Here is a 25,764-nt window from a genome sequence, read left to right as displayed (position 1 = left end):
CCAGTGTGGCTGCTTCGGAACGTAGGGAGGATCCCCGGATGTCAATCTGGTCGGATATGTCCACCATCGTCGGTTCGACGTTGAGTGGCGATATTAATTTCAATGTCGTGAAAGCTTATCGGTCAGATGCCGCGTGGCTTGTGTTTGGGCCCCTCACTTTGATTGGCGCCATTGTCTTTTACTACCGCGAAAAATGGGCGATTGGTTTGGAGGAGCGGTTTGGCCGATCCTTGACCAGTATCACGCACCCGATCATCGCTGCCATCATCACGCTTGGCATGGCCGCAGCGTTTCTGGATCCGGTTGCAGAAGGTCTCAAGACCATAACAGGCGGATACCATCGAGTATTGATCGTCTTCATTCCAATTTTGCTGATGCTTCTTGAGCGCTCTCCAGAGCGCACGATTGTCATTTATAGCTATGTAATTATGGCTGTGATTATCTTTATCGGTGTGATCCAGCGTTTTGTATTTTCGGTCCAAGTGCCGTGGTCCACGACGATTCCACCGCTCTTCTTCATGGTGATGGCTTGGTACGGATGTGCCTTCAACATTCGCCTGCGCACGCACCTTAGCTTTTCCGAATTCAGAACCAAATTGGGCCGCAAGGGCCAACTCTTCTGGCTGACGTTCGACAACTGTTTGTGGCTGATCTTCTGCGTGATTGTCGTGACAACGACGGCCCGTGTGACCGTCAACACTTACGATAACTTCGCGCTGGTTCTGGGTACGGATGACATCATGCGCTGGTGGTTCATCGTCACGATGCCACTGTGCTTTATCCTTTTGGCCACACGCGCCATCGAAAATATTGTCGAGGACTTCAACAAATATCACAGCGGCGGTCCGATGATCGAGCAAGCTGTTATTGGGGGGGATACGTAAATGTCGGACGGAACCTGGATCACGATTGTCTCGCTTGCCGCGACCTTCCTCTTCATGATGGGCACGCCTGTGCTCCTCGTCATCTTCTACTGGGTCGTCGGGGCAAGCCCCGTTGCCGACCTCGGCCTGGACAACACGGGCTCGGAACTGCTCAACGTTTTCAAAGACGGCTTTGCCTTGATGGCGATGCCGCTCTTTATCCTAACTGGGGACCTGATCAACAAATCAGGGATCGCGAAACGACTATCGGATTTTGCATATGCCTGTTTGGGGTGGCTCAGGGGCGGGCTTGCCATGGCTTCTCTTGGGGCGTGCGGTCTGTTTGCCGCCATCTCTGGCTCAAACTCGGCCACAACGGCAACCATCGGCTCGATGCTGCATCCTGAAATGGTCAAGGGCGGATATGATGAACGCTTTTCCGCGGCGACCGCTGCGGCTGGCGGATGTGTGGGGATCATCATCCCACCGTCGATCATCTTCATCGTCTACGGCTTCTTGATGAACTTGCCTATTTCAGACCTGTTTATCGCGGGCATCATTCCCGGCACCTTGATGGTTCTGGCGATGATGGTGGCGTGTTTCATCGTCTGCACGATCAACGGCTGGGGCTTCCTGATCAAACTGTCGTTCCGTCGCGTTGTTCTGACGGGCATCGGCGCGTGGCTTGGCTTTTTCGCCATCGGTCTGGTTTTGTGGGGCATCTACACTGGTAAATTCTCCCCAACTGAAGCGGCTGGTGTGACGGTGGGCTTCTGTATCATCGTGGGGATGATCAGTTTCTATGCCAACAAAATGATGGGCGATACGACTGATACTCCGATCGACGAAAAGACCTTTGCGTCGCAACTTGTGGTCGAAGGCTTCACCCTTAAGGAAATCCCGTCGATCGTTGTGCGTTCGGCGCAGATCTCGGGCATCCTTGCACCGCTGATCGCCGTGTCGGTCGTGATGCAGCAAATCCTTTCGGCCCTTGGGGCACAGGAAGCGATTGGCCAATTCGTGACATCAATGGGCGGTTACTACCCGGTTCTGTTCACGGCTATGGCCATGGTCTTTGTAGCCGGTATGATCCTCGAATCCCTTCCGGTGACGATCATTCTGGCACCTATTCTTGCGCCAATTGCCCAATCGGTCGGCGTCGACCCAATCCACTTCTCGGTGATCTTCCTGGTAGGTGCGTCCATCGGCTTTATCACGCCGCCATACGGGTTGAACCTCTATGTGGCGTCTGGTGTGACAGGTGTGCCGTATTTTAGATTGCTGCGTTACTCGACCATGTACTTGGTTGCACTTATCAGCGTTTGGATATTGGTTGCACTGACACCCGAGCTTGCCTTGTTCCTGCTGCCAGACAGATGATGTGGAGACTATGCCCAACGACACGCAGAATAGCGACAAGGCGCAGATCGCACCAAACTTGCGTCTTCTCGCAATCATCGAAGAGGTTGCCCGGGCTGGCGTACCCGTAACGCCCGGGGCCCTTTCGGATGCGGTAGGCATTCCTGTCCCAACAATCCACCGGCTTTTGTCGACAGCCGAGGATGAGGGCCTGCTGCAGAGGGACGTCGACGGGCGGTCTTATGGGCCCGGCAGACGGATGCGGCGCATGTCGGGCAACATCCTGTCCTCGCAACGTATTCGGACAGAGCGTCTTCTTGTGATGAAGGCGCTTGCCGAGAAAGTTGGCGAGACCTGCAATCTTGCCGCCCCTGCCCGCTACGGCATGGTGTATCTGGACCGCGTCGAAACACACTGGCCTTTGCGTATTCAGCTCGCCGTCGGCGCACAAGTCCCATTCCACTGCACGGCCAGCGGTAAAATGTACCTGTCTTCGCTCAGATCCGACAAACTGAACCGCGTCCTGAAATGGCTGGAACTAGAGCGCCGGACCGACAAAACGATCACAGACCGCGAAAAATTGAAAGAAGAGTTGGCAAACACCCGTCAGCGAGATTACGCGACCGACGATCAGGAATTCATGGATGGAATGACTGCGCTTGCGGTGCCGATCAAAGATGGAGAGGGGCGTCTTCTATCCACGTTGTCGATCCATGCTCCAGAGCAAAGGCAAGAAGTCGAAAGCCTCGTCAACCAGCTTTCTGACCTTCAACGTGCAGCGCAGCGCATCGAAGAACTCTGCGTGAGCTAGGCCAATGTCTACATCGTTGGAATGCGAGTGATTGCGCGCATCCATTAAGACCCGTTAGGGTCTGCAGATGACAAATGCCCAACCTCCCCGCTTTGCCGCGCGCCTGAATGCTTTCAAAATCGGAGCAGCCGCCTATTGGCCTGGCAAGAACACGATCACCACAGCTGATCTGCTGGCCCGTGCTGCCACTGCTGGATTGAACGCGGCTGACCTGAATTATCCGGATCATTTTGAAAAGGACCGCCCCGGCGATCTGGTGCGGGTGCTGGATGAAAATGGGATGGTGTTGAACGGGATGGCGATGCGGTATTACACCGATCCCGGATACAAGCTGGGCGCCTTTACCCACCCCGACCCGTCCGTGCGCCGCGCCGCTATTGATGAGACCAAGCGGGGCCTGGATGTGCTGGCCGAGATGGGCGGGAACCTGATGACCCTGTGGATGGGGCAAGACGGTTTCGATTATTCCTTCCAGATGGATTACGCGCGCGCATGGGGTGAAACGATCGAGGCGATGATCGAAGTTGCTCATCACAACCCCGATCTGGACATTGCACTGGAATACAAACCCAACGAACCACGCGCCTTTGCTTTGATGCCAGATGCGGCCACAACCTTGCTCGCGATTAAAGAAATTGGGCGCGACAACACGGGTGTAACTCTCGACTTTGCCCATGTGCTTTATGCCGATGAGATGCCCGCTTTTGCCGCAACCCTTGTGGCGCGCCACTCCCGGATCTTGGGCGTGCATCTGAATGACGGATACGGCAAATGGGACAACGGACTGATGGTGGGCGCGGTGCATCCCATCCAGACGGTGGAGTTATTGGTGGAACTGGCGCGTATCGGTTACGATGGTGCGCTCTATTTCGACACTTTCCCTGACCATTCCAGCCTTGATCCGGTGGAAGAGGCCCGCACCAATATCGAAGTGGTTGAACGTTTGCGCCGCGTTGCCGCTGGCTTGGTGGACAATGCAGACTTGCAGGCGGCCATCGCCCGACAGGATGCCCCACAGGCGATGCGGCTGGTGCAGGCGGCCATGCTACCGTGAGCGTATTCATCGCCGGATCGCTGCATCTGGACGTGGTGCTGAGCGCGCCGCATTTGCCAAGAACCGATGAGACTGTGACCGGCAGCGCGGTTGACTATGTCTTTGGCGGCAAGGGCGGCAATCAGGCTTTGGCCGCTGCACGCATGGGTACAGACGTGGCGTTTGCAGGTCGCGCAGGGTCAGACCGGTTTGGCGACATGATCCGCGAAGCGCTTGAAAACAGTCAAATCGACCTGTCGCAGTTGCAACGTGATGGTGGGCCAAGTGGCATGAGTGCCGCCATCGTGGACAAGAACGGCGATTACGGCGCGGTGATCGTATCGGCGGCGAACCTCAACATTGATGCACACGCAGTTCAGGTGCCGGATCGCACCTCTGTCGTCGTTTTGCAAAATGAAGTCCCTGAGGAGGTGAATCAGGCCATCGCACGAAAAGCCCGCGTGGCTGGTGCGCAGGTTTGGTTAAACGCGGCCCCTGCCCGCCCGTTGGGAGATGCGGTGTTGGACGCAGTTGATGTGCTGATCGTGAACCGGGTTGAAGCCGCGTTTTATGCCGAAACGGCTGGCTCACACCGCGTGCTGACGACTCTTGGAGCCGAGGGTGTTGTATATCAGGGGCGTAAATGGCCCACCTTTTCAGTGGATGTCGTTTCCACCCACGGCGCGGGTGACATGTTTGTCGGCGCGCTCGCGGCTGAGGTGGATGCCGGGCGGGCGATTGATGAGGCCGTGCCTTTCGCCCAAGCTGCCGCAGCCTTGCATGTCTCCTTGGAACTGACCGAACGCGCCAGTATGAATCGTACGCAGGTGGAAGCGTTTTTGGCCACTCAAACCAATCGATAAAACCGCGCAGCTGTGCCACCAAAGACCTCGGCGCGCTCTGGCTCAGACAATCCAGCCGTCAGTTGCTGCGCAAGCCCATGCCAGTCACCATACTCGCCCTTCAGCCGACACACGGGCCAGTCAGACCCCCACATGACCCGCGCAGGCCCAAATGCGCTCAGCACATGATCGGCGAAGGGGCGCACATCGTCGATGCTCCACCCATGGTCGGTTTCGGTGATGAGGCCGGAAAATTTACAGACCCCGGATGTGTTTTCGGCCAGTGCAGACATCCCGTCCGCCCATTGCGAAAACGCATCTTTGCCAGCTTGGGCATCACGTATTTGTGGCTTCATGCAATGATCATAGACCACGCGCATGTCCGGATAGCGCTGCATCAGGGTCAGGAAATTGGGCAGGTGCTGGGGAAAGCCCAGGGCGTCAAACGTCAGGTCCAGATCGACAAGCGCATCATACGCCCATTGCACACCATCGCGCAGCATCCAGTTCACGTCTGGAATATCCTGGATCATGGGCCGCACACCCAAAAACTTGGGATGCGCAGCAAGGCGTTTGAGGTGCCCAAGATGTGATGGGTCCTCAAAATCCACCCAACCGACAACCCCCTTGATGAACGGCGTCGCGTCCGCCAGCCCCAGCATGTATTCAGTTTCCTGAACCGTTGCTGCCGCCTGCACAAGAACCGTGCCATCGATCCCGAGCGCGTCCAGCGTCGGGGCCAGATCATGCGGGCCATAGGCGCGATTGAGCGTCGCGTTGTCCTGCGGCATCCAGTCATAATCGCCGCGCAAGGGTTGCCAAAAGTGCTGATGCGCGTCGATTTTCATGTGGGTGCGTCTTCGCGCAGCAGCCCTTTGGCCTTGAGGTCTGCCCAAAGGGCTGGCGGAATGACCGCATGCGCCGCTGCGAGGTTTCCGGCCATTTCAGAGGTGCCCTGCCCGCCCGGAATGACCGCGACATGGGCCGGATGTAGCAGCGGGAATTGGAAGGCCGCGTCGACCAAGCGCACGTTATGATCCGCGCACACGGCCTCAATCGCGCTGACCCGGTCCAGCACGCCTTGTGGCGCCAGTTCATAGTTGTAATAGGCCCCTTGTCGCGCGCCCGTGGCGAGGATGCCCGAATTGTAGGGTCCGCCTGTCACGATCCCGATCCCGCGTGCCTCGCAGAGGGGCAAAAAGCTGTCCAGCGCCGTCTGTTCCAGCAGCGTATACCGTCCGGCCAGCAGGAACAGGTCGAAGTCACCGCGTTCGGCCAAGGTCTGACAGACCTCCCATTCGTTGATACCGCCGCCGATGGCCTTGATCAGCCCCTGATCGCGCAAGGACACCATCGCATCATAGCCACGTCCGCCAAAGAATTCCTCGATCCGCATGTCCGAGATTTCCTTGGAGCCGTGCGAAAAGATGCACAGATCGTGGACATAAAGGATGTCGATCCGATCCACCCCAAGGCGCGAAAACGAATGCTCGAACGAGCGCATGACGCCGTCATAGGTGTAATCGTATTGCTCGCGCCGCTGGGGCACTTCGAACCATTTGCCCACGCCGCTGCGATGTTCGGGCGCACAGGCCTGAATAAGCCGACCAACTTTGCTGGAGAGCACATATTCATCACGAGGCTTATCCCGCAGGAATGGATTGAGCCGAGTTTCAGACAGGCCCAAGCCGTAAAGAGGTGCTGTATCATAATACCGCACGCCCCCCTCCCATGCGGCATCCAGCGTCGCACGCGCCTCGGCATCCGAGATCGCCTTGTACAGATTGCCCAAGGGTGCTGTCCCGAACCCAAGTTCGGTGAACGTCAGCCCGCCATTGCCAAGCCTGTCGTAGTGCCGCGTTTTCAGTGCCATGCCAGTATCCTCCCGTTCGCTGAACTCTAACCCACATTTCCTTTGCGTGAACAGAGAGCGGGCCATAAAGTTGCGTTGGGGGGACGTCTATGACAGCGAATTTTGAACAGGTGTTCGGGCGCACAAAGCCTGTCATCGGGATGGTGCATCTGGGCGCTTTGCCCGGCACACCACTACATGACCCGACCTTTGATCTGGTAAAGGGCGCGCGTGCCGACCTTTTGGCCTTGCAGGATGCCGGGTTCGACGCGGTGATGATTGGCAATGAAAACGACCGCCCCTACGAATTGTCGGTTGATACGGCATCAACAGCAGCAATGGCGGCGATCATTGGCCAGCTGAAATCCGACATCACGGTTCCATTTGGCGTGAACGTCTTGTGGGATCCGATGGCGAGCGTGGCTTTGGGCGCCGCAACAGGCGCGCAGTTTATCCGCGAGATTTTTACCGGCACCTATGCGTCGGACATGGGCGTTTGGAGCCCAGATGCGGGCAAGGCGATGCGCTATCGTGACCGCTTGGGTCGCTCGGACATGGCAATGTTGTTCAACGTTTCTGCCGAATTCGCACATTCGCTCGATCAGCGACCCTTGGCCGATCGCGCGCGCAGCGCTGTGTTTTCCTCCATCCCGGATGCGGTGCTGGTGTCGGGCCAAATTACTGGTGAGGCCGCCGCACTCAGCGATCTTGAGGCGGTGAAGGCCGTGCTGCCGGACACTGCAGTCATGGCCAACACCGGGGTCAAGCACGACACGGTGCAGGATGTACTGCGGATTGCGGATGGCTGCATCGTCGGTTCGTCTTTGAAGATTGACGGCGATACGTGGAAGGCCATCGATCCCGACCGCGCGCGCGACTTCATGGACCGGGTGCGGGCGGTGCGCGGATGAAGGACCGCATTCGCACCGATCTGCTAGACCTGATGCAGGTGCCGGGCCTTTCGGGCCACGAGGATCGTGTCCGCCGCGCCATACGAGATCGACTGGGCGAAGTTGGCGTAAAGGCCGACACAGACCGGCTGGGCAATCTGGTGGCGCATTTTCCGGGCGATGGCCCCAGTGTGATGCTGTTCACCCACATGGATCAGCTTGGGTTTATCGTACGCCGCATCGAGGCGGACGGGCTAATCCGCCTCGAACGTCTGGGGGGCGTGCCGGAACGTGCGCTGGCCGCTCAAGAGGTGTTGATCTGCGTCGGCGAAGGGCGCGATGTGCCCGGTGTCATCGCCAACAAAAGCCATCATGCGACCGCCCCGGATGAAAAGTACCGCGTGACACCCTATTCCGAAGTGTTCGTCGATACCGGGTTGGCGTCGGCAGAGGCAGTCGAGGCGACGGGCATCCAAATCGGATCGCCTGTGGTCTATGCACCGCACGCCCGTGCGCTTGCCGATGATCGCATCATGGGCACCAGCGTGGATGATCGCGCGGGCTGTGCCGTTCTTTTGGAAATGGCACGCCTTTTGAACGCCCGCACCAGTGGTCCACCCGTGCATCTGGCCTTTAGCGTACAGGAAGAATTCAATCTGCGCGGCGCTCTGCCTTTGGCACAGAAATTGCGCCCGGATATCGCGATCCAACTGGATTTGATGCTGGCCACAGACACGCCCGATATGGGCGCGCGGGGTGACATGTTCCTTGGGGGTGGGCCGGGCATGAGCCTTTATTCCTTTCATGGGCGCGGCACGCTTAATGGCGTGATCCCCCATCCGGCGATGGTGCATCTGTTTGACGACACGGCGCGCGCGCAAGGCATCCCGTTGCAACGTAGTGCGCAAGTCGGGGTGCTGACTGATCTGTCCTATGTACAGCTCGTCGGGGACGGCGTTGCGGCGGTCGATATGGGCTTTCCCATGCGGTATTCACATTCCGCGCGCGAAGTGTGTGATCTGAATGATCTGGTGTCGTTGACCCAATTGCTCGACGCCGCACTGGCGCGGATTGGCCCCGACTTTTCGCTGGATAGGGATGACTACACCTGATGGCCTACACGCTTGGCATTGATATCGGGACCTATGAAACCAAGGGCGTCTTGGTGGATACAAACGGCGTCATCCACGCACAGGCCGCGCGCGGGCACAAGATGCTGGTGCCCCAACCTGGCTGGGCCGAACACCGCCCCGAAGAGGATTGGTGGGGCGATTTTGTATATGTGGCCAAAGCCTTGCTGGCGGACAGCGGCGTTGATCCGAGCGAAATCAAGGCTGTGGCGAGCAGTGCCATCGGGCCGTGTATGCTGCCCATAGATGAAAACGGCGCACCGTTGATGAATGGGGTGCTTTACGGCGTGGACGGGCGCGCCGAGGCCGAAGTACGTGAGCTGACCGACCGGATTGGCGAGGATACGATCATCGCGCGCTGCGGCAATGCGCTGACATCACAATCGGTGGGGCCAAAAATCCTGTGGCTAAAGCGTCACCGCCCCGACCTGTTTGCGCGCACGGCCCACATCCTGACCTCAACCAGTTTCCTCGTCCAGCGGCTTACCGGCGAAGTGGTGATCGACCATTACACTGCGGCCAACTTTTCGCCGCTCTATGACGTTGCCACGCAAACTTGGATCGACGATCTGGCCGATGACATCGTTCCATTGGACAAGCTTCCGCGCCTGCTGTGGTCAAACGAAGTGGCAGGGACCATCACCCCGGCGGCAGCGGAGGAAACCGGCCTTGCCGTTGGCACGCCTGTGACCACAGGCACCATTGATGCAGCTGCCGAAGCGTTTTCGGTGGGTGTCGATCAACCGGGTGACATGATGATGATGTATGGGTCGACTATCTTCATCATCCTGAGGGCGCAAACCCAAGTGTCTGACCCGCGCATCTGGTATGCGCCATGGTTGTTCGAGGGCGAACACGCGTCGATGGCTGGCCTTGCCACCTCTGGCACGCTTACGCACTGGTTCCGCGGCCAACTCGCCTCTGACCTTGATCCTGCCACGGCCTTTCCCGAGTTGGCGAAAGAGGCTGAAACGTCGCCCCCCGGGGCCAACGGGCTTTTGATGCTACCCTACTTCTCAGGCGAGCGGACGCCGATCCATGATGTAAACGCCAAGGGCGCGATTTTCGGACTGAACCTGACCCACACACGCGGCGACATGTACCGTGCCCTGATCGAAGGGATCGCACATGGCACGCGGCACGTGACCGACACCTTTGCCGAATTGGGACAAAGCCCCGCGCGCCTTCTGGCCGTGGGTGGTGGCACCAAAAATGCCCTGTGGTTGCAAGCGACATCCGACATCACCGGCATAGACCAGATCGTGTGCGAAAAGACGACGGGTGCCAGTTATGGCGATGCTTTCGTGGCTGCATTGGCTGTTGGGTTGGTAGAACGCGCTGATATCAACCAATGGAACCCGGTCCAGCAGACGATCGCCGCGCACCCGACTGATACCTATGACCGCGCGCACGCCCTGTTCCGCAGGCTTTATGAACAGACCAAGGACATAGCAGCGGACTTGGGCGCACTTTGAAGCAAACGGTTGGCGGATAAGCACAAAGTTTCAGGAAAACGCGCAACGCCCGCGCGACGCGGACGGCCACTCAGGCGCATCCAAGCGGATGAGGCTCGGAATTGGGTCGCAGTCCGTCGCAACACCGCTATCTTAGCCGCAACGACAAACATAAAAGATGGACCATCCCCCAATGGAAATCAGAAGCACGCATCACTATCCATCCCGGCGCTCAGCGGTTCTCGCGGACAATCTCGTCTCGGCTTCGCAGCCCTTGGCGGCCCAGGCAGGCCTTGCCATGTTGGCCAAAGGCGGCAACGCGGTTGATGCAGCTATTGCCACGGCCATTGCGCTGACCTTGGTGGAGCCGACGGGGAATGGTGTTGGTTCGGATACCTTTGCGATTGTGTGGGACGGGTCAGAGTTGCATGGGTTGAATGCCTCTGGCCGTTCCCCTGCCGGCTGGACGCCAGAGCGTTTCGCAGGCCATGACGCGATGCCCTTTCGCGGCTGGGAAAGCGTCACAGTTCCGGGTGCTGTGTCGGCGTGGGTTGCGCTGTCCAAACGGTTTGGCAAGCTGCCCTTCGCCGATCTGTTCAAGCCGACAATCGATTATGCCGAGAACGGATTTTTGGTATCCCCGGTCATCGCAGCCTTGTGGAGCAGGGCCGAAGCACAATTGGCCGACCACCCCGGTTTTACAGAGGCCTTTCTGCCCAAGGGTCGTGCTCCCAAAGCGGGTGAGCGGTTTTTCAACAAGCCGCTGGCAAAGACCTTGCAGTCCATCGCTGAAACGGACGGTGCATCGTTTTACGAAGGTGCGCTGGCCGAGCAAATTTGCGCCTTTGCCAAGGAACATGGGGCCGCACTGACCACACAAGACATGAAAGCGCATGAGGCCGACTGGTGCGGCACAATTTCGAAGTCGTTTGGTCAGTGCACCTTGCATGAAATCCCCCCGAACGGTCAGGGCATTGCGGCCCTGAGTGCGTTGGGCATTCTGTCACATACTGGCATTCGCGATCTGGACGCAGACGATCCCCAAGCCTTCCATTTGCAGATTGAGGCGATGAAACTGGCCCTGCGCGATGCAGAGGCCTATGTCGCCGATCCGGGGCACATGAGCGCTGTGAGCGCTGACGACCTGCTGGATGACACCTACCTTGCCAGCCGCGCGGCCCTGATCGATGCAACACGCGCGCAGGATTTTGGCGCAGGTGCGCCCAAGAACGGTGGCACCGTCTATCTGACGGCGGCGGATGCGTCGGGCATGATGGTGTCCTTCATTCAATCAAACTACGCAGGGTTCGGGTCGGGCGTGGTTGTCCCCGGCACGGGCATCAGCTTGCAGAACCGAGGAGCCGGTTTTTCGCTGGATCCCGACAGCCCTAACCTTGTCGGGCCGAACAAACGACCCTTCCACACGATCATTCCCGGGTTCCTCATGGGACCCGATGGACCATTGATGAGCTTCGGGGTCATGGGCGGCCCGATGCAGGCACAAGGCCACCTGCAAATGGTTTTGCGCACACAAATCTGGGGCCAAGATCCGCAGATGGCCGTGGATGCGCCGCGCTGGCGGGTGACCGAGGGCCTCGGCATTGCCTGCGAAGACACCATGCCCCGCGCCACCTTGGACGCACTCGCGGGTCTTGGTCACCAGATATCGCTTGAAGCACCCGATAACGCCTTCGGCTTTGGCGGTGCGCAATTGATCCACCGCCTGCCCGGTGGCGGGTATGCGGCAGGGTCCGATCCCCGCAAGGACGGGCTGGCGATAGGGTTTTGATCATGAAGGACACGCTATGACAACGACGCTGACGGCCAGTCCAGAAACCTGTGCGTGGGGCTTTTTCGACGCAACTGCGACCCCGGTGACCGAAGTGCAAAGCGGAGACGTGATTACCATTGAAACCGTGTCCGGTGGGCCGGGTGAATTGCCGCCGGAGGGCCAGGGATTCTTTGTGCCACCCGAACTTTTGGACATCCACGCACGATCCGAACGGCACCTGCCCGGGCACATCCTGACAGGGCCTGTCGCCATCAAAGGGGCCAAGCCGGGCGACGTGCTGGAGGTGCAGATTCTTGATGTCACATGCCGCCAGAACTGGGGCTGGAACCTGATCCGTCCGCTGGCGGGCACGTTGCCTGACGATTTCCAACAGGCGCGCACCGAAATCATTCCGATGGACTTAGAGGCCATGACGGCCCACCTGTCTTGGGGCCTCGAGTTGCCTCTGAACCCGTTCTTTGGCGTGATGGGGGTCGCCCCGCCGCCCAATTGGGGACGTATCTCGACCATCCAGCCGCGCCAGCACGGCGGCAATCTGGACAACAAAGAACTCGTCACAGGAACAACGCTTTATCTGCCCGTTTTTGTCGAAGGAGCGATGTTTTCCTGCGGTGACGGGCACGGCGCGCAAGGGGACGGTGAGGTCTGTGTAACGGCCATCGAAACGGCGCTGAGCGGAACATTCCGTCTGACCCGACGGGGCGACATGCAACTGGCGCACCCGCGCGCGGAAACGCTGACCCATCTCATCACCATGGGTCTGCATCCTGATCTTGATCAATGCGTGGAAATTGCGTTGCGCGATATGATTGCGTGGATCGTCGATCGCACGGGGCTGAGCCGCGAAGACGCTTATATGCTGTGTTCGCTGGCTGGGGATTTGCGCATCACACAAACGGTCAACGGCAACAAAGGTGTGCACATGATGATGCAGACCGCGTTGTTGGATCAGTAAGCTTTAGACAATGAGGGTGCGCGGGACAATTGACACCAGCTCAAATGCGGCGCGCGCCTTGCTACTTCACAGCACCGGCCGCCATGCCCTTAATGATGTATTTCTCAAGGAAAATCGCAACAATCACGAGCGGTAAGATAGCGGCTGACGACAGCGCCGCCATAGACCACCAGTTGATCCCTTGCGAGCCGGTTTGCGAGGCCACCATCACTGGCAGCGTGGTCGCGTTCGTTGCTGTCAAAAGCGCCGCAAAGAAGTATTCGTTCCAGCAAAGAACGAGGCTCAGGATAAACGCCGCGACCATACCGGGCAGAGCAATGGGCAACACGATCTGAAAGAACGATCCCCAGATGCCAAGGCCGTCGACAAGGGCCGCCTCCTCTAACTCAACAGGTATCCCCTGAAACTGGTCACGCATGATCCAGATCACGATGGGCAGCACCATAAGGGTATAAAGCAGGATCAGCCCGATGCGGGTGTCAAGCAAGGCCAGTGACTTGTAAAGCACAAGGAACGGTAGAGCGAGCACAACTGGTGGCAGGATCATCTGGCTGAGGAAAAAGAACGAGATGTCCGAATTGCGCATAAAGCCAAAACGGTAGTTGAAGCGGGACAGCCCATAAGCCGCCAATGAGCCGAGGATGACAGCAAGCAAAGACGCAGAAACCGCAATAACCGTGCTGTTCCAGAACCGTTTCAAGAACTCTTCGCGCACCGTCGACACTTCGCCGATCAGACGCGGTGAAATGCCGATGCTCTCCCAGCCCTTCCAGCGCGGTGTGAAATCCCACCACGGGATCAGGTTGCCTTTCATCACATCCGGCGCAAGCTTGAATGATGTGGTGATCGTCCAGAAGATCGGAAACAGACAGATGATGGCCCAAGTGATCAGGGCCGCGTAAATCGCAACGCGGCTGGTCCACCATTTGGTTTTGACACGGGTGTCTGCGGCGTGGTCTTTGAAGACCGCATTTGTCTGGGTGGCGGTCATGCGGGGCGCTCCATCCAGCGGCTCACGAGTTTCAAAAGCAACGTGACAAAGATCACGATCAGCACAAGGTACACCATCGCAAGCAATGTGCCGTAGCCGACATTCGAGCGGTCCCGATACTCCCGGAAGATAAAGCTGGTAACAGAGTCAGTGGCGCCCCCCGGCCCACCGGACGTGACGTTGATGATCACATCCGCCAGCTTCAGTTTAAAGATGATCCGAATGACGACTGCCGTCACAGACACCGGCAGCATCAGGGGGAAAATCACCTCTTTAAAACTTTGCCAGCCTGACGCCCCGTCGACTTTTGAGGCTTCAATCACCTCACTCGGCAAGGCCTGCAAGCCGGCAAGCAACATGATCATCATGAATGGGATGAACGTCCACGCATCCATCGCCATGATCATGAATCGCGCGATCTCTGGGTTGCCAAAAAAGCTTGGCTCGAAACCCAATTCGCGGATCAGTCGGGATATGGGGCCAAAGCGGACCTCGAGCATCGACTTGCCGATCATCCACGACACGGCCACGGGGCTAAGCATCAGAGGCAGCAGGAACACAACCCGAAAGAATTTTCGCGCCCGGATTTGCGCGTTGAGCAGCAGGGCGAGGCCAAATGCGATTACGTATTCCACGCTAACCGCGAGGACGTAATAGACCATATTTTTCAATGCGTTCCAGTAGAATCCGTCATTCCACATCTGCACCATGTTATCCCAGCCATTGGGCTGCGGGCCATTGGGTGAAGCTAGGTTCCAGTCCGTAAACGAGATGTAAAGCGCGAACAGCAGCGGAAAGACCACGAGGCTGATCACAAACAGCGCAGCAGGCAGGACAAAGAGCGTCCGCTTGCCCTTTTCCCCATTCACGATGACCTGAGCGGCACACAGGGCAAAGGCCCAAAGGACATATGCGTAAAGGATTGGCCGCCACGTTTCGAACCCGCTGGCGACGCGGCCTGTTTCGTACATCATCTGCCAGATGGCGAGGGCCGCGCACAGACCGGCAGAGCCCCAAACCATGGCCTTGCCCAGACCGCGGCGTTGGTCCGAGATGTTGTCGGCCGTGACGGTATGAAGAAGGTCGCCTTCGATGCTGCTCATGGGGTGAGGTTAGCGACGCGATCACTCTGTGTTAAGAGGGCAAATACACCTCGCGTCGGCTTGCTGAAAGAAATGAGCACTTTCACGGGACTATCTTTGCAGACACTCCCGAACTGCCAGAAGCCATGCTATAGAGTGATCATGGTAAACGATGGAACATCGCCACCTGAAGTGTCGGCCCGTCAGGTTCATCCTCGCTATTTTGCGATCGTCCTTGTCCCGGCCGTGGTCTATGCAATGCATTCGGCGATTGGTGATCACCTGATGCCAGCGGATCTCGACGTTTCGTCGGACATTCTTGAAACCGGGCGCAGCTGGCTCGAAGCGGCGGGTCGCTATCGGTTTCTGGCAACAACGTGGTTTTTCACAGCCTTTTCTCTTCTGATCGGAGTGATGTTGCTGCGCACCTTGCTTCGCCCCATGGCATGGCCCACGCGAGTTGCTGCAGCCCTGACGTTCCTGTTCATTCTGTCACTTACGGCTATGCCTGCACTACGCGACTTTGCCGATGCCTCCGGCGGCCAAGTCTATGATCGCCTCGGGTCCGACGTCTACGAGGGCGTGATGGCACAGGGTACGTTGCGGGGTTGTACGACGCCGCAGGATGTTTGGCTACTGGGCCCGTGCGGAGACACACCCGTTATTACGATGTTCAGCGGCATTGTCGATGTGGTCAGCATCTTTGCCGGCCTCGCACTCGGTGCGATGATTGTGGGCATGATTCTGTGCCTCGACAACCGCCCATGCGAGACAATCGAGGAAGAGGCAGCGCTGCTCGCGGACAACCTCAAGCAGATGCGCCAGCAGCTCTATATGTCAGGTTTGGTTCTGACTTTCGGGATGCTCTACGCCACAAGTTGGATTTACTGGCCGCTACATCATGTCGTGGACGCAGAACGGGACGCCTATGGCGCTCTGCTTCTGTCTGCCGCTCTTTATACCGGAACGTTTTTCAGCTTGTTGATCCTCAGCTTTTATCTGCCTGTTGCGCTCATCCTGGACTCACGGGTCAAGGCGCTGGCCGACACCGCCACGCGGGGCCTATCAACTGGACCAATACACGACACCAGCAGCTGGCGCGAAGAGCGCGGGCTAAAGGAAGGGGCAGGAGATTATTTGCGTGCAGGCCTTGCGCTGACATCGCCGATCTTGGCCGCTTTTGCTGGTGGCATCTCGCCACTGTCCTTTTAACACTGCACCCGCGAGACCAAATGCATCTCATTCTTTGAAAGAGAAAAGGCGCAGACTTTCATCTGCGCCCTTCCATGGTTATTCAGGGTTAGCTTAGAGACCCAGCGAAGCCTTGTAGACTGCGATCTGACTGTCGCGCCCGATCTGATCCGTGATCTCTTCCCAGGCAGCCGCAATCGCGTCCGCGGTTTCCTGAGCCGAGCCATACTGACCGGCATAGCCCTTCGCCAACTCGTCCTCAGCGACCGAGTAGTACTGGAAGATACCCGGGATCCGGGGCTCGATGGCCGCGTTGGGATGGTTGTAGCTGTCCGCGTTTGAGCCGAGGTAGTCTTCGACGTATGCGCGGTCGTAACCTGCCTCTTCCCACTCTTCGAACTGGAAGTGTGAGTTGCGGTAAGGCTGGAAGCCCGACGGATAGGCCGAGGCCCAAAGCGACAGGTCCTTGCCACCCAAATGGGCTGCGGCGGACCAAGCGGCCTTTTTCTTCTTCTCATCGCCTTCGACGGTGGCCATGACGTACACACCCCAGCCGATATAGGCCATGTTGGGTGCCTCGTTACGGGTGTCTTCCCATGCGCCCGCTTGGGCGTTGTAGACCCGATCCGAGGCCGGGTTGACGCCAAATCCGACAACATCGCCCACAACGGACGTATCAGAGGTGCGCGCGGATGATCCCACATCGCCCCACCACATCAGCATCGAACCTGTACCCGCAAGGAACTGCTGGAAGGCAGTCGTGCCGGGGTCCGCGTTGATCTGGTCCGTTGGGTATGCGCCTGCGTCGATCAGGTCCATCACGTCCTGAATGGCCTGTACCCACGCCGGGTTGTTGACCATCGGCTTCATCGTGTCGGGTTCAAACAGCCAAGCGGGTGAGTTTGGATGCTTGGCATAGGCAGACGCGCGGTTTTCAAGGAAGTAAAAACCGAAGCCACCCCAGCCTTTGAGTGGATCAAGATAGCCGTGTGCAGGCAGTCCGGTCAGCGGGTCTTCTTTGCCGACGAGGTCTTTGGAGACCTGATTGATCTCTTGCCATGTGGTCGGCACCTCTGCGCCGCCAATGCCATCGGGACCAAAGTAGTCCTTGCGATACGCAAACGTATGGCAATCACCGTCGATGGACACGCGATAGGTCTTGCCATCCCACGTGCCGACGGGTGCCTTGAGGTAATCCACATAGTCGTCCATGTCGATTTGCTCTTTGACCCAATCAGGCATCTCGGAGGCGAGGCCTTTGCCCAGCACGTCACCCTCGAACGGCGCACCCATTTCGATAATGTCGAAATCAACGGTGCCGGTCGCGATGGATTGCTGCAGGCGGGCGTTATAGTCGGCCTGGGCCAGATCGATCCAGTTGATCTTGGCGCCTGTGTAAGCTTCCCAAGGCTTCAGGAACCCGCGGAACAGGAAGTTGTGAAGGTTCTGGTTGTTCAGACCCATAAAGGTCAGCTCGACACCTTCAAACTCACCTTCGGCCACATTGCCTTTGGTCGCGCCAAGACACATCTCGCCAACTTTTTGCCAATCACTGTCAGTGGGCGAACCCGCCCCAACGCCGGGAATCTTGAGAATTTCTGCGCGGACATTGCCGTGTCCATCCGCCATACCCGTCTTTGGCATCATCGCCAGCGCACCAACGGCAGCAGTGCCTTTGAGCATCTCACGCCGGTTCATTTTTTGTGCAGCGCGGATGTAGTTATAAAGTTCGACTTTCACGTTTATCCTCCCAAGAAAACATTTGATCGTTTTGGCGAGGTCAACGGACAAAGCTGGAAAATTACTTTGTTTTATGAACAGGCTGTACCTGTCCGCTCCCCCACAAGGGTCGAGTATGATTGATCTTTACCTCAAGTCAACTGACCTCATGCAATGGGCGTGGACAGGGCAATCCGCATTGGCTAGCATCCACGTCAGGGCGGGGAGAATTCGGCAGATGGCAGGCGTCAAGATTGAGGACATTCGCAAGTCCTACGGTGCGGTGGAAGTCATCCATGGCCTGAACGTCGACATCTCTGACGGCGAATTTGTGGCGCTGGTCGGCCCTTCGGGATGTGGTAAATCCACGCTGTTGCGCATGATCGCAGGGCTTGAACCCATCAACAGCGGGACTATCGCCATTGGTGATCGTGTCGTGAACAACCTGCCCCCGTCCGAACGTGACATCGCGATGGTGTTCCAGACTTACGCGCTTTATCCGCACAAATCCGTGGCCGAGAATATGGGGTTTGCCCTTAAAGTCTCCAAGACTGACCGGGCCGAGATTGACCGGCGCGTGCGCGAAGCTGCCGAGATCCTCAGCCTGACTGAATATCTGGACCGCAAGCCCCGCCACCTGTCCGGGGGACAGCGTCAACGGGTGGCCATGGGCCGCGCCATTGTGCGCGATCCGCAAGTGTTTCTGTTTGACGAACCCTTGTCCAACCTCGATGCCAAACTGCGCATACAGATGCGTACGGAGATCAAGGAACTGCACCAGCGGCTCAAGACCACCACCGTCTTTGTCACGCACGACCAGATCGAAGCCATGACGTTGGCTGACCGCATCGTCGTCATGCAGGCAGGTCACATCGAACAGGTGGGCACCCCGCTTGAGCTTTACGACAACCCGCGCAACGATTTCGTGGCGACCTTCATTGGCGCGCCTTCTATGAACCTTCTGGCAGGCACGCGGAGCGACGGGCAGGTCAGCATTGGTGATCAGCAGTTTGCCGGGCCCTCGGGCGCTGGAAAAATCAAACTTGGCATCCGTCCAGAACACCTGATCCTTGCCGAAGACGGACTCCCGATGCAGGTCAAGGTGGTTGAGCCAACGGGCGCCGAAACAATGGTGTTCCTGCGCTTTGAGGATCAGGATGTAACGGCCGTTTTTCGCGAACGCCATGCGTTTGAACCCGGTCAGACGATCCATCTCAAACCCGACCCCGACCACATCCATATCTTTGATGCAGAATCCGGCCAGCGCGTGGATGCAGACTGATGCCGCAGTGCACGGTCTTATGCTTTGGCGACAGCAATACCCATGGCACACTGGCCATGCACCACATGGGCGACCGGCGACGACTGGCCCGCGATCAGCGCTGGCCGTCGGTCATGGCCGAGACTCTGGGCGCGAACTGGGACGTTATCGCTGAAGGGCATCCAGGCCGCACCTCAGTTTTTGAAGACCCCATCGAGGGTGAGCACAAAAGCGGGCTGCGCGCCCTACACGCACTCCTTGAAAGCCACCGGCCCCTTGATCTGGTGCTGATTATGCTTGGCACAAACGATTTAAAAGCGCGCTTTGGACTGAGCGCCAGTGACATAGCCCTTGGCATTCAACGGCTCGCTCTGGAGGTCCGCCGATCAGACAGCGGTCCCAATGGCACGCCTCCACAAGTGATGCTGGTGGCCCCGGTCCGGGTTATCGAAGCGGGCTGTCTGGCAGAGATCTTTGCCGGAGCCGAAAACACATCGACAGCGCTGCCCGGTCATCTGGCCAAAATTGCTGCATCTCAGAATTTTGGATTTGCCGACACCAATTCCGTGGCTAGGGTCGACCCGGTTGACGGCATTCACCTGAGCGAGGAAAGTCATGCGGCCATTGGTGCACATGTGGCAAAGGCCGTGACAGATTTTATGGCTTAGACCAACAGGGGGGCAAAACATGCTCAAGGGAATTGATCCGATACTGAACGCCGACGTGCTCTATGCGCTGCGGGCGATGGGGCATGGGGATGATCTGATTATCTCGGATACGAACTTTCCCGCCGACAGCGTGGCCCGTGAAACCACGTTGGGCGAGGTCTTGCGCATTGATCGATCTGCGGCCGAAGTGGTCGAGGCGATCCTATCTCTCTACCCTATCGACACCTTTGTGGATGACGCCGCTGCGCGGATGGAGGTGGTCGATGAGCCCGATACGATCCTGCCCGTGATGCAGGAAGTGCAGACCAAAGTCAGCGCGGCGGGCGGCCCAACCATGATCGGCGTCGAACGGTTTGCGTTTTATGACCGCGCCAAGCAGGCTTATGCGGTGATCCAAACGGGCGAGCGCCGCTTTTATGGGTGTTTTGCACTGCGCAAAGGGGTGACCCCCCCGGACGAAGCCTAAGATGGGTACCGTTGCCATCCTCGGCGTCTTTGTCGCCGATACAGCCTATCGCGCCGCGCGTATGCCCAAGATGGGCGAGACAGTCATGGGCACCTCATTTGCTCTCGGGCCCGGCGGCAAGGGATCCAACCAAGCCGTTGCCTGTGCTCGGCTGGGCGCACAAACCCATATGATCAGCAAACTGGGGCAGGACGATTTTGGGCGGCTGGCCTTGGACACATGGGCCGAGGCGGGTGTAACCCCCCACGTTGACCAGCGCATTGACAGTTTTACCGGAGCGGCGTTTATCTTTGTGGATGAAGCAACTGGCGACAATGCGATCATTGTCTCGCCCGGAGCAGCCGCACTAATCAGCGCGGCAGATGTCGATGCCCATGCAGACCTGATCCAGAGCGCTGATGTTTTCGTCACGCAGCTGGAACAGCCCTTGGATGCCGCCATGCGTGGGCTTGAGATTGCGCGGGCTGCCGGGGTGACTACCATCCTGAACCCGGCGCCCGCCGCCGACCTGCCCGAAGGCATGTTGACGTTGTGTGACTACGTCACACCCAATGAAACCGAAGTTGAGGCGCTCACTGGCATCGCCGTCCATACGGAAGCGGATGCTGAACGCGCTTGTAATGCCTTGCTCGGTCTCGGTGTGAAAACCCCGATCGTCACAATGGGAGGTCAAGGCGCCTATCTGCACGGACATGGGCTGGTGCCCGCCGTCGATGCAGGCCCCGTGGTCGAAACCACTGGCGCTGGGGATGCATTCAATGGCGCACTTGCTGCAGCGTTGTCCGAAAAGCGCACGTCACTCGAGGCTGTTCAATACGGCTGTGCCACTGCCGGCCTTTCCGTGACTGCAGCGGGCACTGCACCCTCGATGCCGACGCGTGAACAGGTTGAGGCGCTGCTTGGTTAGCGCGCACCGTTTACATTGAGATATACCGCATAAAGCGACGTTGTCGCCGTTATAAACAGTCGGTTCAGCTTGGATCCGCCGAAACACACGTTCGATACAATTTCGGGGATGTTGATCTTGCCGATCAACGTACCATCGGTGTCGATGCAGTGCACGCCATCCTCTGCGGAGGACCAGATGCGCCCGTCCAGGTCAAAGCGGAACCCGTCAAACAGACCGGCCGTGCAGTCGGCAAACACCTCGCCGCCACTCAGTGACTGACCGTCTGCATTGACGGTGTGACGCCGGATATGTGCAGGGCCTCCGGGCGTGTGTGTGGCCCCGGTATCGGCGATGTAAAGCTCGGACTCATCCGGGGAAAAAGCCAGCCCGTTGGGCTTGACGTAGTCGGTTGTGACTTGCGTCACCCCCCCCGTTTCAGGATCACAGCGATAGACATGGCAAGCGCCAATCTCGCTTTCTGCCCGCTCCCCTTCATAGTCCATCAGGATGCCATAGCTCGGGTCGGTGAACCAAACGGAGCCATCCGATTTCACGACCACATCATTTGGGGAATTCAGGCGTTTGCCCTCGAAACGGTCCGCGAGCACCTTGATCGATCCGTTATGTTCGGTGCGGGTCACCCGACGGGCCAGATGTTCGCAGGACACAAGCCGCCCCTGCCCGTCCACGGTGTGTCCGTTGGTGTTGTTTGATGGATCGCGAAACACCGACACTGACCCGTCGGTTTCATCCCATCGCATCATCCGATTGTTGGGGATGTCGGACCAAACAAGGTACCGGCCAGCCGCGAAATAGGCAGGACCTTCAACCCAACGCATGCCGGCATGCAGCCGCTCCACCTTTGCATGGCCGATAAAGCAGGCCTCGAACCGAGGATCGAGCACTTCGAAACCGGTGCCGTCTAGGGTGCCAAACATGGTGTCTCTCCTCTGGGTGCCGCTTAGTTGACAGGCGTCAACAATGCCTCGCCCGCAAAGTAGGCCGCAAGATTGTCACGTTGCAACTGCCCCATGATTTTGCGGGTCTCGACAGTACCCGAAGACTGGTGGGGGGACAGCACAACGTTGTCGAGTTGGAGAAAGCGGGGATCAATATCAGGTTCGTTCAGAAACACATCCAGCGCTGCACGTCCCAAAGCGCCACTTTCGAGCGCGTCCAGCAAGGCGCTTTCGTCCAGGGTCGTCCCGCGCGAGGCGTTGACCAAAAACCCGTCAGGCCCCAACGCGGTGATCGCATCGGCACCGATAATGCTCATTGTTTCAGGCCCGCCCGACACAGTGACAACCAGCGTTTGAACGGTGCGCGCAAGGTCAACGATATCGGCGTGATGCGTCCAGCCCGGCGTATCCCTTGCGCTGCGGGCATAGTAATGGATGTCGCAGCCAAAGGGCACGAGGCGCTCGGCCACCGCGCGGCCAATGCGACCAAGACCGACGATCCCTACGGTGCTGCCCGACACTTTGCGTTGAAGTGTATAGGCGCCGCGCGCGGCCCAGTGTCCTGACCTGATCCAGTCCGACGCACCAATCATCCCGCGTGACCCGGCGATCAACATGCCCACGGCAAGGTCGGCCACATCTTCGGTCAGTACGTCAGGCGTATTGGTCACCCGAATGCCCTTGGAGGTCGCATGGGCCAAGTCGATCGTATCGTACCCCACGCCGTAATTCGCGATCAAACCCAGCTTCGGGAAGGCGTCCATAACGTCTGCACTCAGGTGGTCGTGGCCCCGGAACGCGAATGCTTCGACCTGCTCAAACGCCTCTTGCGGCAGGCTGTCGAGCGGAGCGCCATGGGGCAGATTGTAGACCTTGTATTCAGCCTCCATCGGCACTGTGTCCCAGTCCTCGTAGGTCTCAAAGGTCAGAATATGGCGTTTGCTCATATTGGGGGTGTTCCGTTCTTTTGCAGTCCAGCGCGAGATGCCCGGTCAGTGATTTTGAAGGCCTGTCATCTGATCATCGTGGTTGGACGGAGAGGTGTTGCCGGGATGCGCCGGGTCGTTGCCCCAAATTGCCTGATAGCTGTTCATGGCCATGCCACGTTGTTCCAGAACAACGCATGCCACAGCCAGCCCAAGCCACCACAATACCAGAACAACCCACATCCAGTTTGGTCCATTTGCATGGAGCAGCCCGTAGATGATGGTGATCGCCCCCAACACCAGCACGCAGTAACCAAGTGTCTTGTGCAAAACTTCGAACCAGCGTCGCCGGGTGGTCATGTCATAGTGATCGCCGCTCAGCGAACCATCAGGCGCGCGCGCTGTTGGGCCTCCTTTGCTGCCGCGAAACAGTCCCAGCAAAACCTGGATGATCAGCGCGACGAGCACTGCGCTGCCAAGGATGCCATGCAGACCCGTTTCAGAAAAGTTGAGTGGCAACACCAGCATCAGCGCCGTCACCGACAGGCCAAACACCACCATTTGCCCGATCCAGTGCCCGCGCCACCATGTCTGATTGTCCAACTCGCGCGGCCAGTCTTGTCCTGGCATCACCTTGAAATAGCGCGCCACGACGACGGCCAGAGGCGCAAGAATGCCCCAGGCCAGCACCATGAACCGGCCATGCCAAGCCACAGCAAACTCCACCAGATGCGGCGCATCCGCATTGATGGGAGAGAGCAGCCAGTCAAACATCAGCCCTTGACCGCACCAGCCGTCATGCCGGTGATAATCTGACGCGACGCGAACAGGGTAAAGATGATCGGCGGGATCGCTAGCAACATCCCTGTCGCCATGATCACCCCCCATTCGACGTTGAATTCGGACATGTTGTTTACAATCAAAATCGGCACGGTGCGGGTGTCACGATCCGAAAGGGCTGAGGCCAGCAGGTATTCGTTCCATGCAATGCGGAAAGTAAAGATCGCGGCTGCTGCGAGGCCAGGTTTGATCAGTGGAAGAACCACTTTGAAGAACACCTGAAACGGCCCTGCCCCGTCGACGCGTGCGGCCTCTTCAAGGCTGCGTGGGACCTGCACGATAAAGCTTTGCAATATCCAGATCACGAAGGGCAGGTTCATCGCCACATAAATCAGGATGATGCCCGAATGTGTGCCGGCGAGACAGACATCGCCGCGTCCACCAAATGTATCTCGGATCACGCCGCCGATCAGCCCATCGCGGTCAAGACAGAATTCATTGTTCCAGAGCCCAAAAACCGGAACCAGAAGCACGGCAGGCGGCACCATGCGCACCATTAAAGTCGACAGCGAAACGGTATCACGCCCCATGAACCGGAACCGAACCAGCGCATAGGCCGCCATGCACCCAATCACCAAGGTTAAAACGGTTGAAATCAGCGCGATGATTAAGGAATTAATGAACGCCCCGCCGAACTTGAGCGAGCAGAAATCGACGTGATCCGGTTCGTACCACAGCACATCGCACAGCGCCTTTTCGTAGTTTTGGATCGTGGGCAGAAAGATCAGCCCCGAACTGCCCGAGATGATATCAACGTCCAGCTTGAACGAGTTCATGAACATCAGGATCACAGGCCCCACGGACATGAAAACCAGCAACGCGATGACCGCATAGAAGGCTGGGTTCGCTTTTGTGTTTGGGCTCGCCATCAGTCGTCCTCCTCCACCAGCGCTTGCACCCGGGCGGCGCGTGTCTCTTGCCAGCGGTTGAAGGCGAACATCGCCACGGTCAGCAGCAAGAGCAGTATAAGCAGGTAGTTCGACATGGCGGCGGCCACGCCCAACTCGCGGAATTCGGTCGCGGTGCGTGAAATGCGCAAAGCAAGGATTTCGGTAGAAAGGCCCGGCCCCCCTTCGGTCATCACAAGGATCACTTCGAGCACTTTAAAGGCATCGATCAGGCGCAGCAGGCCGGTGACGATCAACACGGGCATCATCAGCGGCAGTTTGATGTGAATGACCTGCTGCCACGCCGTTGCCCCATCGATACGCGCCGCTTCAAGGGCGGAGCGGGGCAAGGATTGCAACGCGGCCAGCGACAGGATGAAGATAAACGGGGTCCATTGCCAGATATCGGCAATGATGATGGACATCAGCGCGTGCTGCCCCAACCAGTCGACGGTCGGCAGGCCAATCCCATCAAGAAAGCGGTTAAAGGTGCCCACCGTGGGGTGATACATGTAACGCCACATCAGGCCCACCACGACCGGCGCAATCATCATGGGCAGAATAAACATGGTGCGCAGCACCGAGATCCCGCGAATGTCACGATCCAGCAGCAAGGCGAGGCCCACGCCCAGGACCATCTCGATGCTGACAACGAAAAAGGCGAAGCGCAGTGTGACGCCAAGGCTTTCGTGGAAATTCGGGTCACCCCACAAGGTGATGTAGTTCTTGAGGCCCACAAATTCGGCCTCGCCAATGGTCTGGCTGGGGTTCCAATCGCGGAAACTGCCCCAGATCATGTAGCCCAGCGGGTACATCAGGGCGAGCGCCATGATAACGATGGCGGGTGCCATGAACATGTATGGGGTCAGGCGGTTGGCCATGGCAGTACGCATGACGGGAACCT

Annotated in this window: 25 protein-coding genes; 15 read left to right on the top strand and 10 right to left on the bottom strand. The window is 58.2% G+C overall.

What is annotated here, in order from left to right:
- Positions 1 to 38 precede the first annotated feature (38 nt).
- The 5 genes from ABJD00_RS18375 to ABJD00_RS18355 all read left to right on the top strand — a co-directional run bounded on the left by ABJD00_RS18375 (position 39) and on the right by ABJD00_RS18355 (position 4,929).
- Positions 39 to 884, top strand: a complete 846-nt coding sequence (locus ABJD00_RS18375) for a TRAP transporter small permease (protein WP_413831746.1) — start codon at positions 39 to 41, stop codon at positions 882 to 884.
- Positions 885 to 2,243 carry a TRAP transporter large permease gene (locus ABJD00_RS18370; protein ID WP_108837175.1) on the top strand — a complete coding sequence of 453 codons (1,359 nt, stop codon included), beginning with the start codon at positions 885 to 887 and terminating at the stop codon, positions 2,241 to 2,243. It begins immediately after the preceding gene.
- A 10-nt stretch (positions 2,244 to 2,253) separates the two neighbouring features.
- The gene (locus ABJD00_RS18365) at positions 2,254 to 3,033 is read left to right on the top strand and encodes an IclR family transcriptional regulator (protein ID WP_413831744.1); all 780 of its coding nucleotides are present in this window, start codon (positions 2,254 to 2,256) and stop codon (positions 3,031 to 3,033) included.
- A 67-nt stretch (positions 3,034 to 3,100) separates the two neighbouring features.
- Entirely contained in the window at positions 3,101 to 4,087 is a 987-nt protein-coding gene (locus tag ABJD00_RS18360) for a sugar phosphate isomerase/epimerase family protein (RefSeq protein ID WP_413831742.1), read from the top strand.
- A complete protein-coding gene (locus ABJD00_RS18355) occupies positions 4,084 to 4,929 on the top strand; it encodes a PfkB family carbohydrate kinase (protein ID WP_413831740.1) in 846 nt (281 codons plus the stop codon). The genes ABJD00_RS18360 and ABJD00_RS18355 overlap by 4 nt, the downstream gene beginning before the upstream one ends.
- Here ABJD00_RS18355 and ABJD00_RS18350 read toward each other — a convergent pair.
- Both ABJD00_RS18350 and ABJD00_RS18345 read right to left on the bottom strand, forming a co-directional pair.
- Complete coding sequence (locus tag ABJD00_RS18350; RefSeq protein WP_413831738.1) at positions 4,914 to 5,756, bottom strand: amidohydrolase family protein; 843 nt, start codon at positions 5,754 to 5,756, stop codon at positions 4,914 to 4,916. The two genes, ABJD00_RS18355 and ABJD00_RS18350, sit on opposite strands and share 16 nt — an antisense overlap.
- Positions 5,753 to 6,781: an aldo/keto reductase gene (locus ABJD00_RS18345; RefSeq protein WP_413831736.1), complete on the bottom strand. Its 1,029-nt coding sequence runs from the start codon at positions 6,779 to 6,781 to the stop codon at positions 5,753 to 5,755. Before ABJD00_RS18345 ends, ABJD00_RS18350 begins: the two co-directional genes overlap by 4 nt.
- 89 nt (positions 6,782 to 6,870) lie before the next feature.
- On the opposite strand from ABJD00_RS18345, the gene ABJD00_RS18340 reads away from it, so the two are divergent.
- The 5 genes from ABJD00_RS18340 (at position 6,871) to ABJD00_RS18320 (ending at position 12,981) form a co-directional block, all read left to right on the top strand.
- Positions 6,871 to 7,671 carry a BtpA/SgcQ family protein gene (locus ABJD00_RS18340; RefSeq protein WP_413831734.1) on the top strand — a complete coding sequence of 267 codons (801 nt, stop codon included), beginning with the start codon at positions 6,871 to 6,873 and terminating at the stop codon, positions 7,669 to 7,671.
- Entirely contained in the window at positions 7,668 to 8,762 is a 1,095-nt protein-coding gene (locus ABJD00_RS18335; RefSeq protein ID WP_413831732.1) for a M42 family metallopeptidase, read from the top strand. Before ABJD00_RS18340 ends, ABJD00_RS18335 begins: the two co-directional genes overlap by 4 nt.
- Positions 8,762 to 10,255, top strand: coding sequence for an FGGY-family carbohydrate kinase (locus ABJD00_RS18330; RefSeq protein ID WP_413831730.1), 1,494 nt, complete (start codon positions 8,762 to 8,764; stop codon positions 10,253 to 10,255). Before ABJD00_RS18335 ends, ABJD00_RS18330 begins: the two co-directional genes overlap by 1 nt.
- 172 nt (positions 10,256 to 10,427) lie before the next feature.
- Positions 10,428 to 12,023 (top strand): gamma-glutamyltransferase family protein, encoded by a 1,596-nt coding sequence (locus ABJD00_RS18325; protein ID WP_413831728.1) that lies wholly within the window; start codon positions 10,428 to 10,430, stop codon positions 12,021 to 12,023.
- 16 nt (positions 12,024 to 12,039) lie between these two features.
- Positions 12,040 to 12,981: an acetamidase/formamidase family protein gene (locus ABJD00_RS18320; RefSeq protein WP_413831726.1), complete on the top strand. Its 942-nt coding sequence runs from the start codon at positions 12,040 to 12,042 to the stop codon at positions 12,979 to 12,981.
- 61 nt (positions 12,982 to 13,042) lie between these two features.
- Here ABJD00_RS18320 and ABJD00_RS18315 read toward each other — a convergent pair whose 3' ends face one another.
- Positions 13,043 to 13,972, bottom strand: a complete 930-nt coding sequence (locus ABJD00_RS18315) for a carbohydrate ABC transporter permease (protein WP_413831724.1) — start codon at positions 13,970 to 13,972, stop codon at positions 13,043 to 13,045.
- Entirely contained in the window at positions 13,969 to 15,075 is a 1,107-nt protein-coding gene (locus ABJD00_RS18310; protein WP_413831722.1) for a carbohydrate ABC transporter permease, read from the bottom strand. The genes ABJD00_RS18315 and ABJD00_RS18310 overlap by 4 nt, the downstream gene beginning before the upstream one ends.
- Before the next feature lie 141 nt (positions 15,076 to 15,216).
- On the opposite strand from ABJD00_RS18310, the gene ABJD00_RS18305 reads away from it, so the two are divergent.
- Positions 15,217 to 16,266: a hypothetical protein gene (locus ABJD00_RS18305; protein ID WP_413831720.1), complete on the top strand. Its 1,050-nt coding sequence runs from the start codon at positions 15,217 to 15,219 to the stop codon at positions 16,264 to 16,266.
- A 93-nt stretch (positions 16,267 to 16,359) separates the two neighbouring features.
- On the opposite strand, the gene ABJD00_RS18300 is transcribed toward ABJD00_RS18305, so the two are convergent.
- Positions 16,360 to 17,985 (bottom strand): extracellular solute-binding protein, encoded by a 1,626-nt coding sequence (locus tag ABJD00_RS18300; protein WP_108837188.1) that lies wholly within the window; start codon positions 17,983 to 17,985, stop codon positions 16,360 to 16,362.
- A gap of 217 nt (positions 17,986 to 18,202) precedes the next feature.
- Here ABJD00_RS18300 and ABJD00_RS18295 point away from each other — a divergent pair, with 217 nt between their 5' ends.
- The 4 genes from ABJD00_RS18295 to rbsK are packed head-to-tail and all read left to right on the top strand — an operon-like array spanning position 18,203 to position 21,266.
- On the top strand, positions 18,203 to 19,246 hold the full coding sequence (locus ABJD00_RS18295) for an ABC transporter ATP-binding protein (RefSeq protein ID WP_413831718.1): 1,044 nt from the start codon (positions 18,203 to 18,205) through the stop codon (positions 19,244 to 19,246).
- Positions 19,246 to 19,893, top strand: coding sequence for an SGNH/GDSL hydrolase family protein (locus ABJD00_RS18290; RefSeq protein WP_413831716.1), 648 nt, complete (start codon positions 19,246 to 19,248; stop codon positions 19,891 to 19,893). The genes ABJD00_RS18295 and ABJD00_RS18290 overlap by 1 nt, the downstream gene beginning before the upstream one ends.
- 19 nt (positions 19,894 to 19,912) lie before the next feature.
- Positions 19,913 to 20,359 carry an RbsD/FucU family protein gene (locus tag ABJD00_RS18285; RefSeq protein ID WP_413831714.1) on the top strand — a complete coding sequence of 149 codons (447 nt, stop codon included), beginning with the start codon at positions 19,913 to 19,915 and terminating at the stop codon, positions 20,357 to 20,359.
- Position 20,360: 1 nt separating this feature from the next.
- A complete protein-coding gene (gene rbsK / locus ABJD00_RS18280; protein ID WP_413831712.1) occupies positions 20,361 to 21,266 on the top strand; it encodes a ribokinase in 906 nt (301 codons plus the stop codon).
- Here rbsK and ABJD00_RS18275 read toward each other — a convergent pair.
- The 5 genes from ABJD00_RS18275 to ABJD00_RS18255 are packed head-to-tail and all read right to left on the bottom strand — an operon-like array spanning position 21,263 to position 25,753.
- Positions 21,263 to 22,186: an SMP-30/gluconolactonase/LRE family protein gene (locus tag ABJD00_RS18275; RefSeq protein ID WP_413831710.1), complete on the bottom strand. Its 924-nt coding sequence runs from the start codon at positions 22,184 to 22,186 to the stop codon at positions 21,263 to 21,265. The genes rbsK and ABJD00_RS18275 overlap by 4 nt on opposite strands.
- A 23-nt stretch (positions 22,187 to 22,209) precedes the next feature.
- Positions 22,210 to 23,154 (bottom strand): 2-hydroxyacid dehydrogenase, encoded by a 945-nt coding sequence (locus ABJD00_RS18270; RefSeq protein WP_413831708.1) that lies wholly within the window; start codon positions 23,152 to 23,154, stop codon positions 22,210 to 22,212.
- A gap of 45 nt (positions 23,155 to 23,199) precedes the next feature.
- The gene (locus tag ABJD00_RS18265; protein WP_413831706.1) at positions 23,200 to 23,907 is read right to left on the bottom strand and encodes a cytochrome b561 domain-containing protein; all 708 of its coding nucleotides are present in this window, start codon (positions 23,905 to 23,907) and stop codon (positions 23,200 to 23,202) included.
- Positions 23,907 to 24,842, bottom strand: coding sequence for a carbohydrate ABC transporter permease (locus ABJD00_RS18260; RefSeq protein ID WP_413831704.1), 936 nt, complete (start codon positions 24,840 to 24,842; stop codon positions 23,907 to 23,909). Before ABJD00_RS18260 ends, ABJD00_RS18265 begins: the two co-directional genes overlap by 1 nt.
- Complete coding sequence (locus ABJD00_RS18255; RefSeq protein WP_108837197.1) at positions 24,842 to 25,753, bottom strand: carbohydrate ABC transporter permease; 912 nt, start codon at positions 25,751 to 25,753, stop codon at positions 24,842 to 24,844. The genes ABJD00_RS18260 and ABJD00_RS18255 overlap by 1 nt, the downstream gene beginning before the upstream one ends.
- Positions 25,754 to 25,764: the final 11 nt, after the last annotated feature.

It is taken from the genome of Tateyamaria sp., assembly GCF_039945315.1.
Taxonomy (GTDB): Bacteria; Pseudomonadota; Alphaproteobacteria; order Rhodobacterales; family Rhodobacteraceae; genus Tateyamaria.
This window is presented reverse-complemented; position numbering and strand designations above follow the sequence as displayed.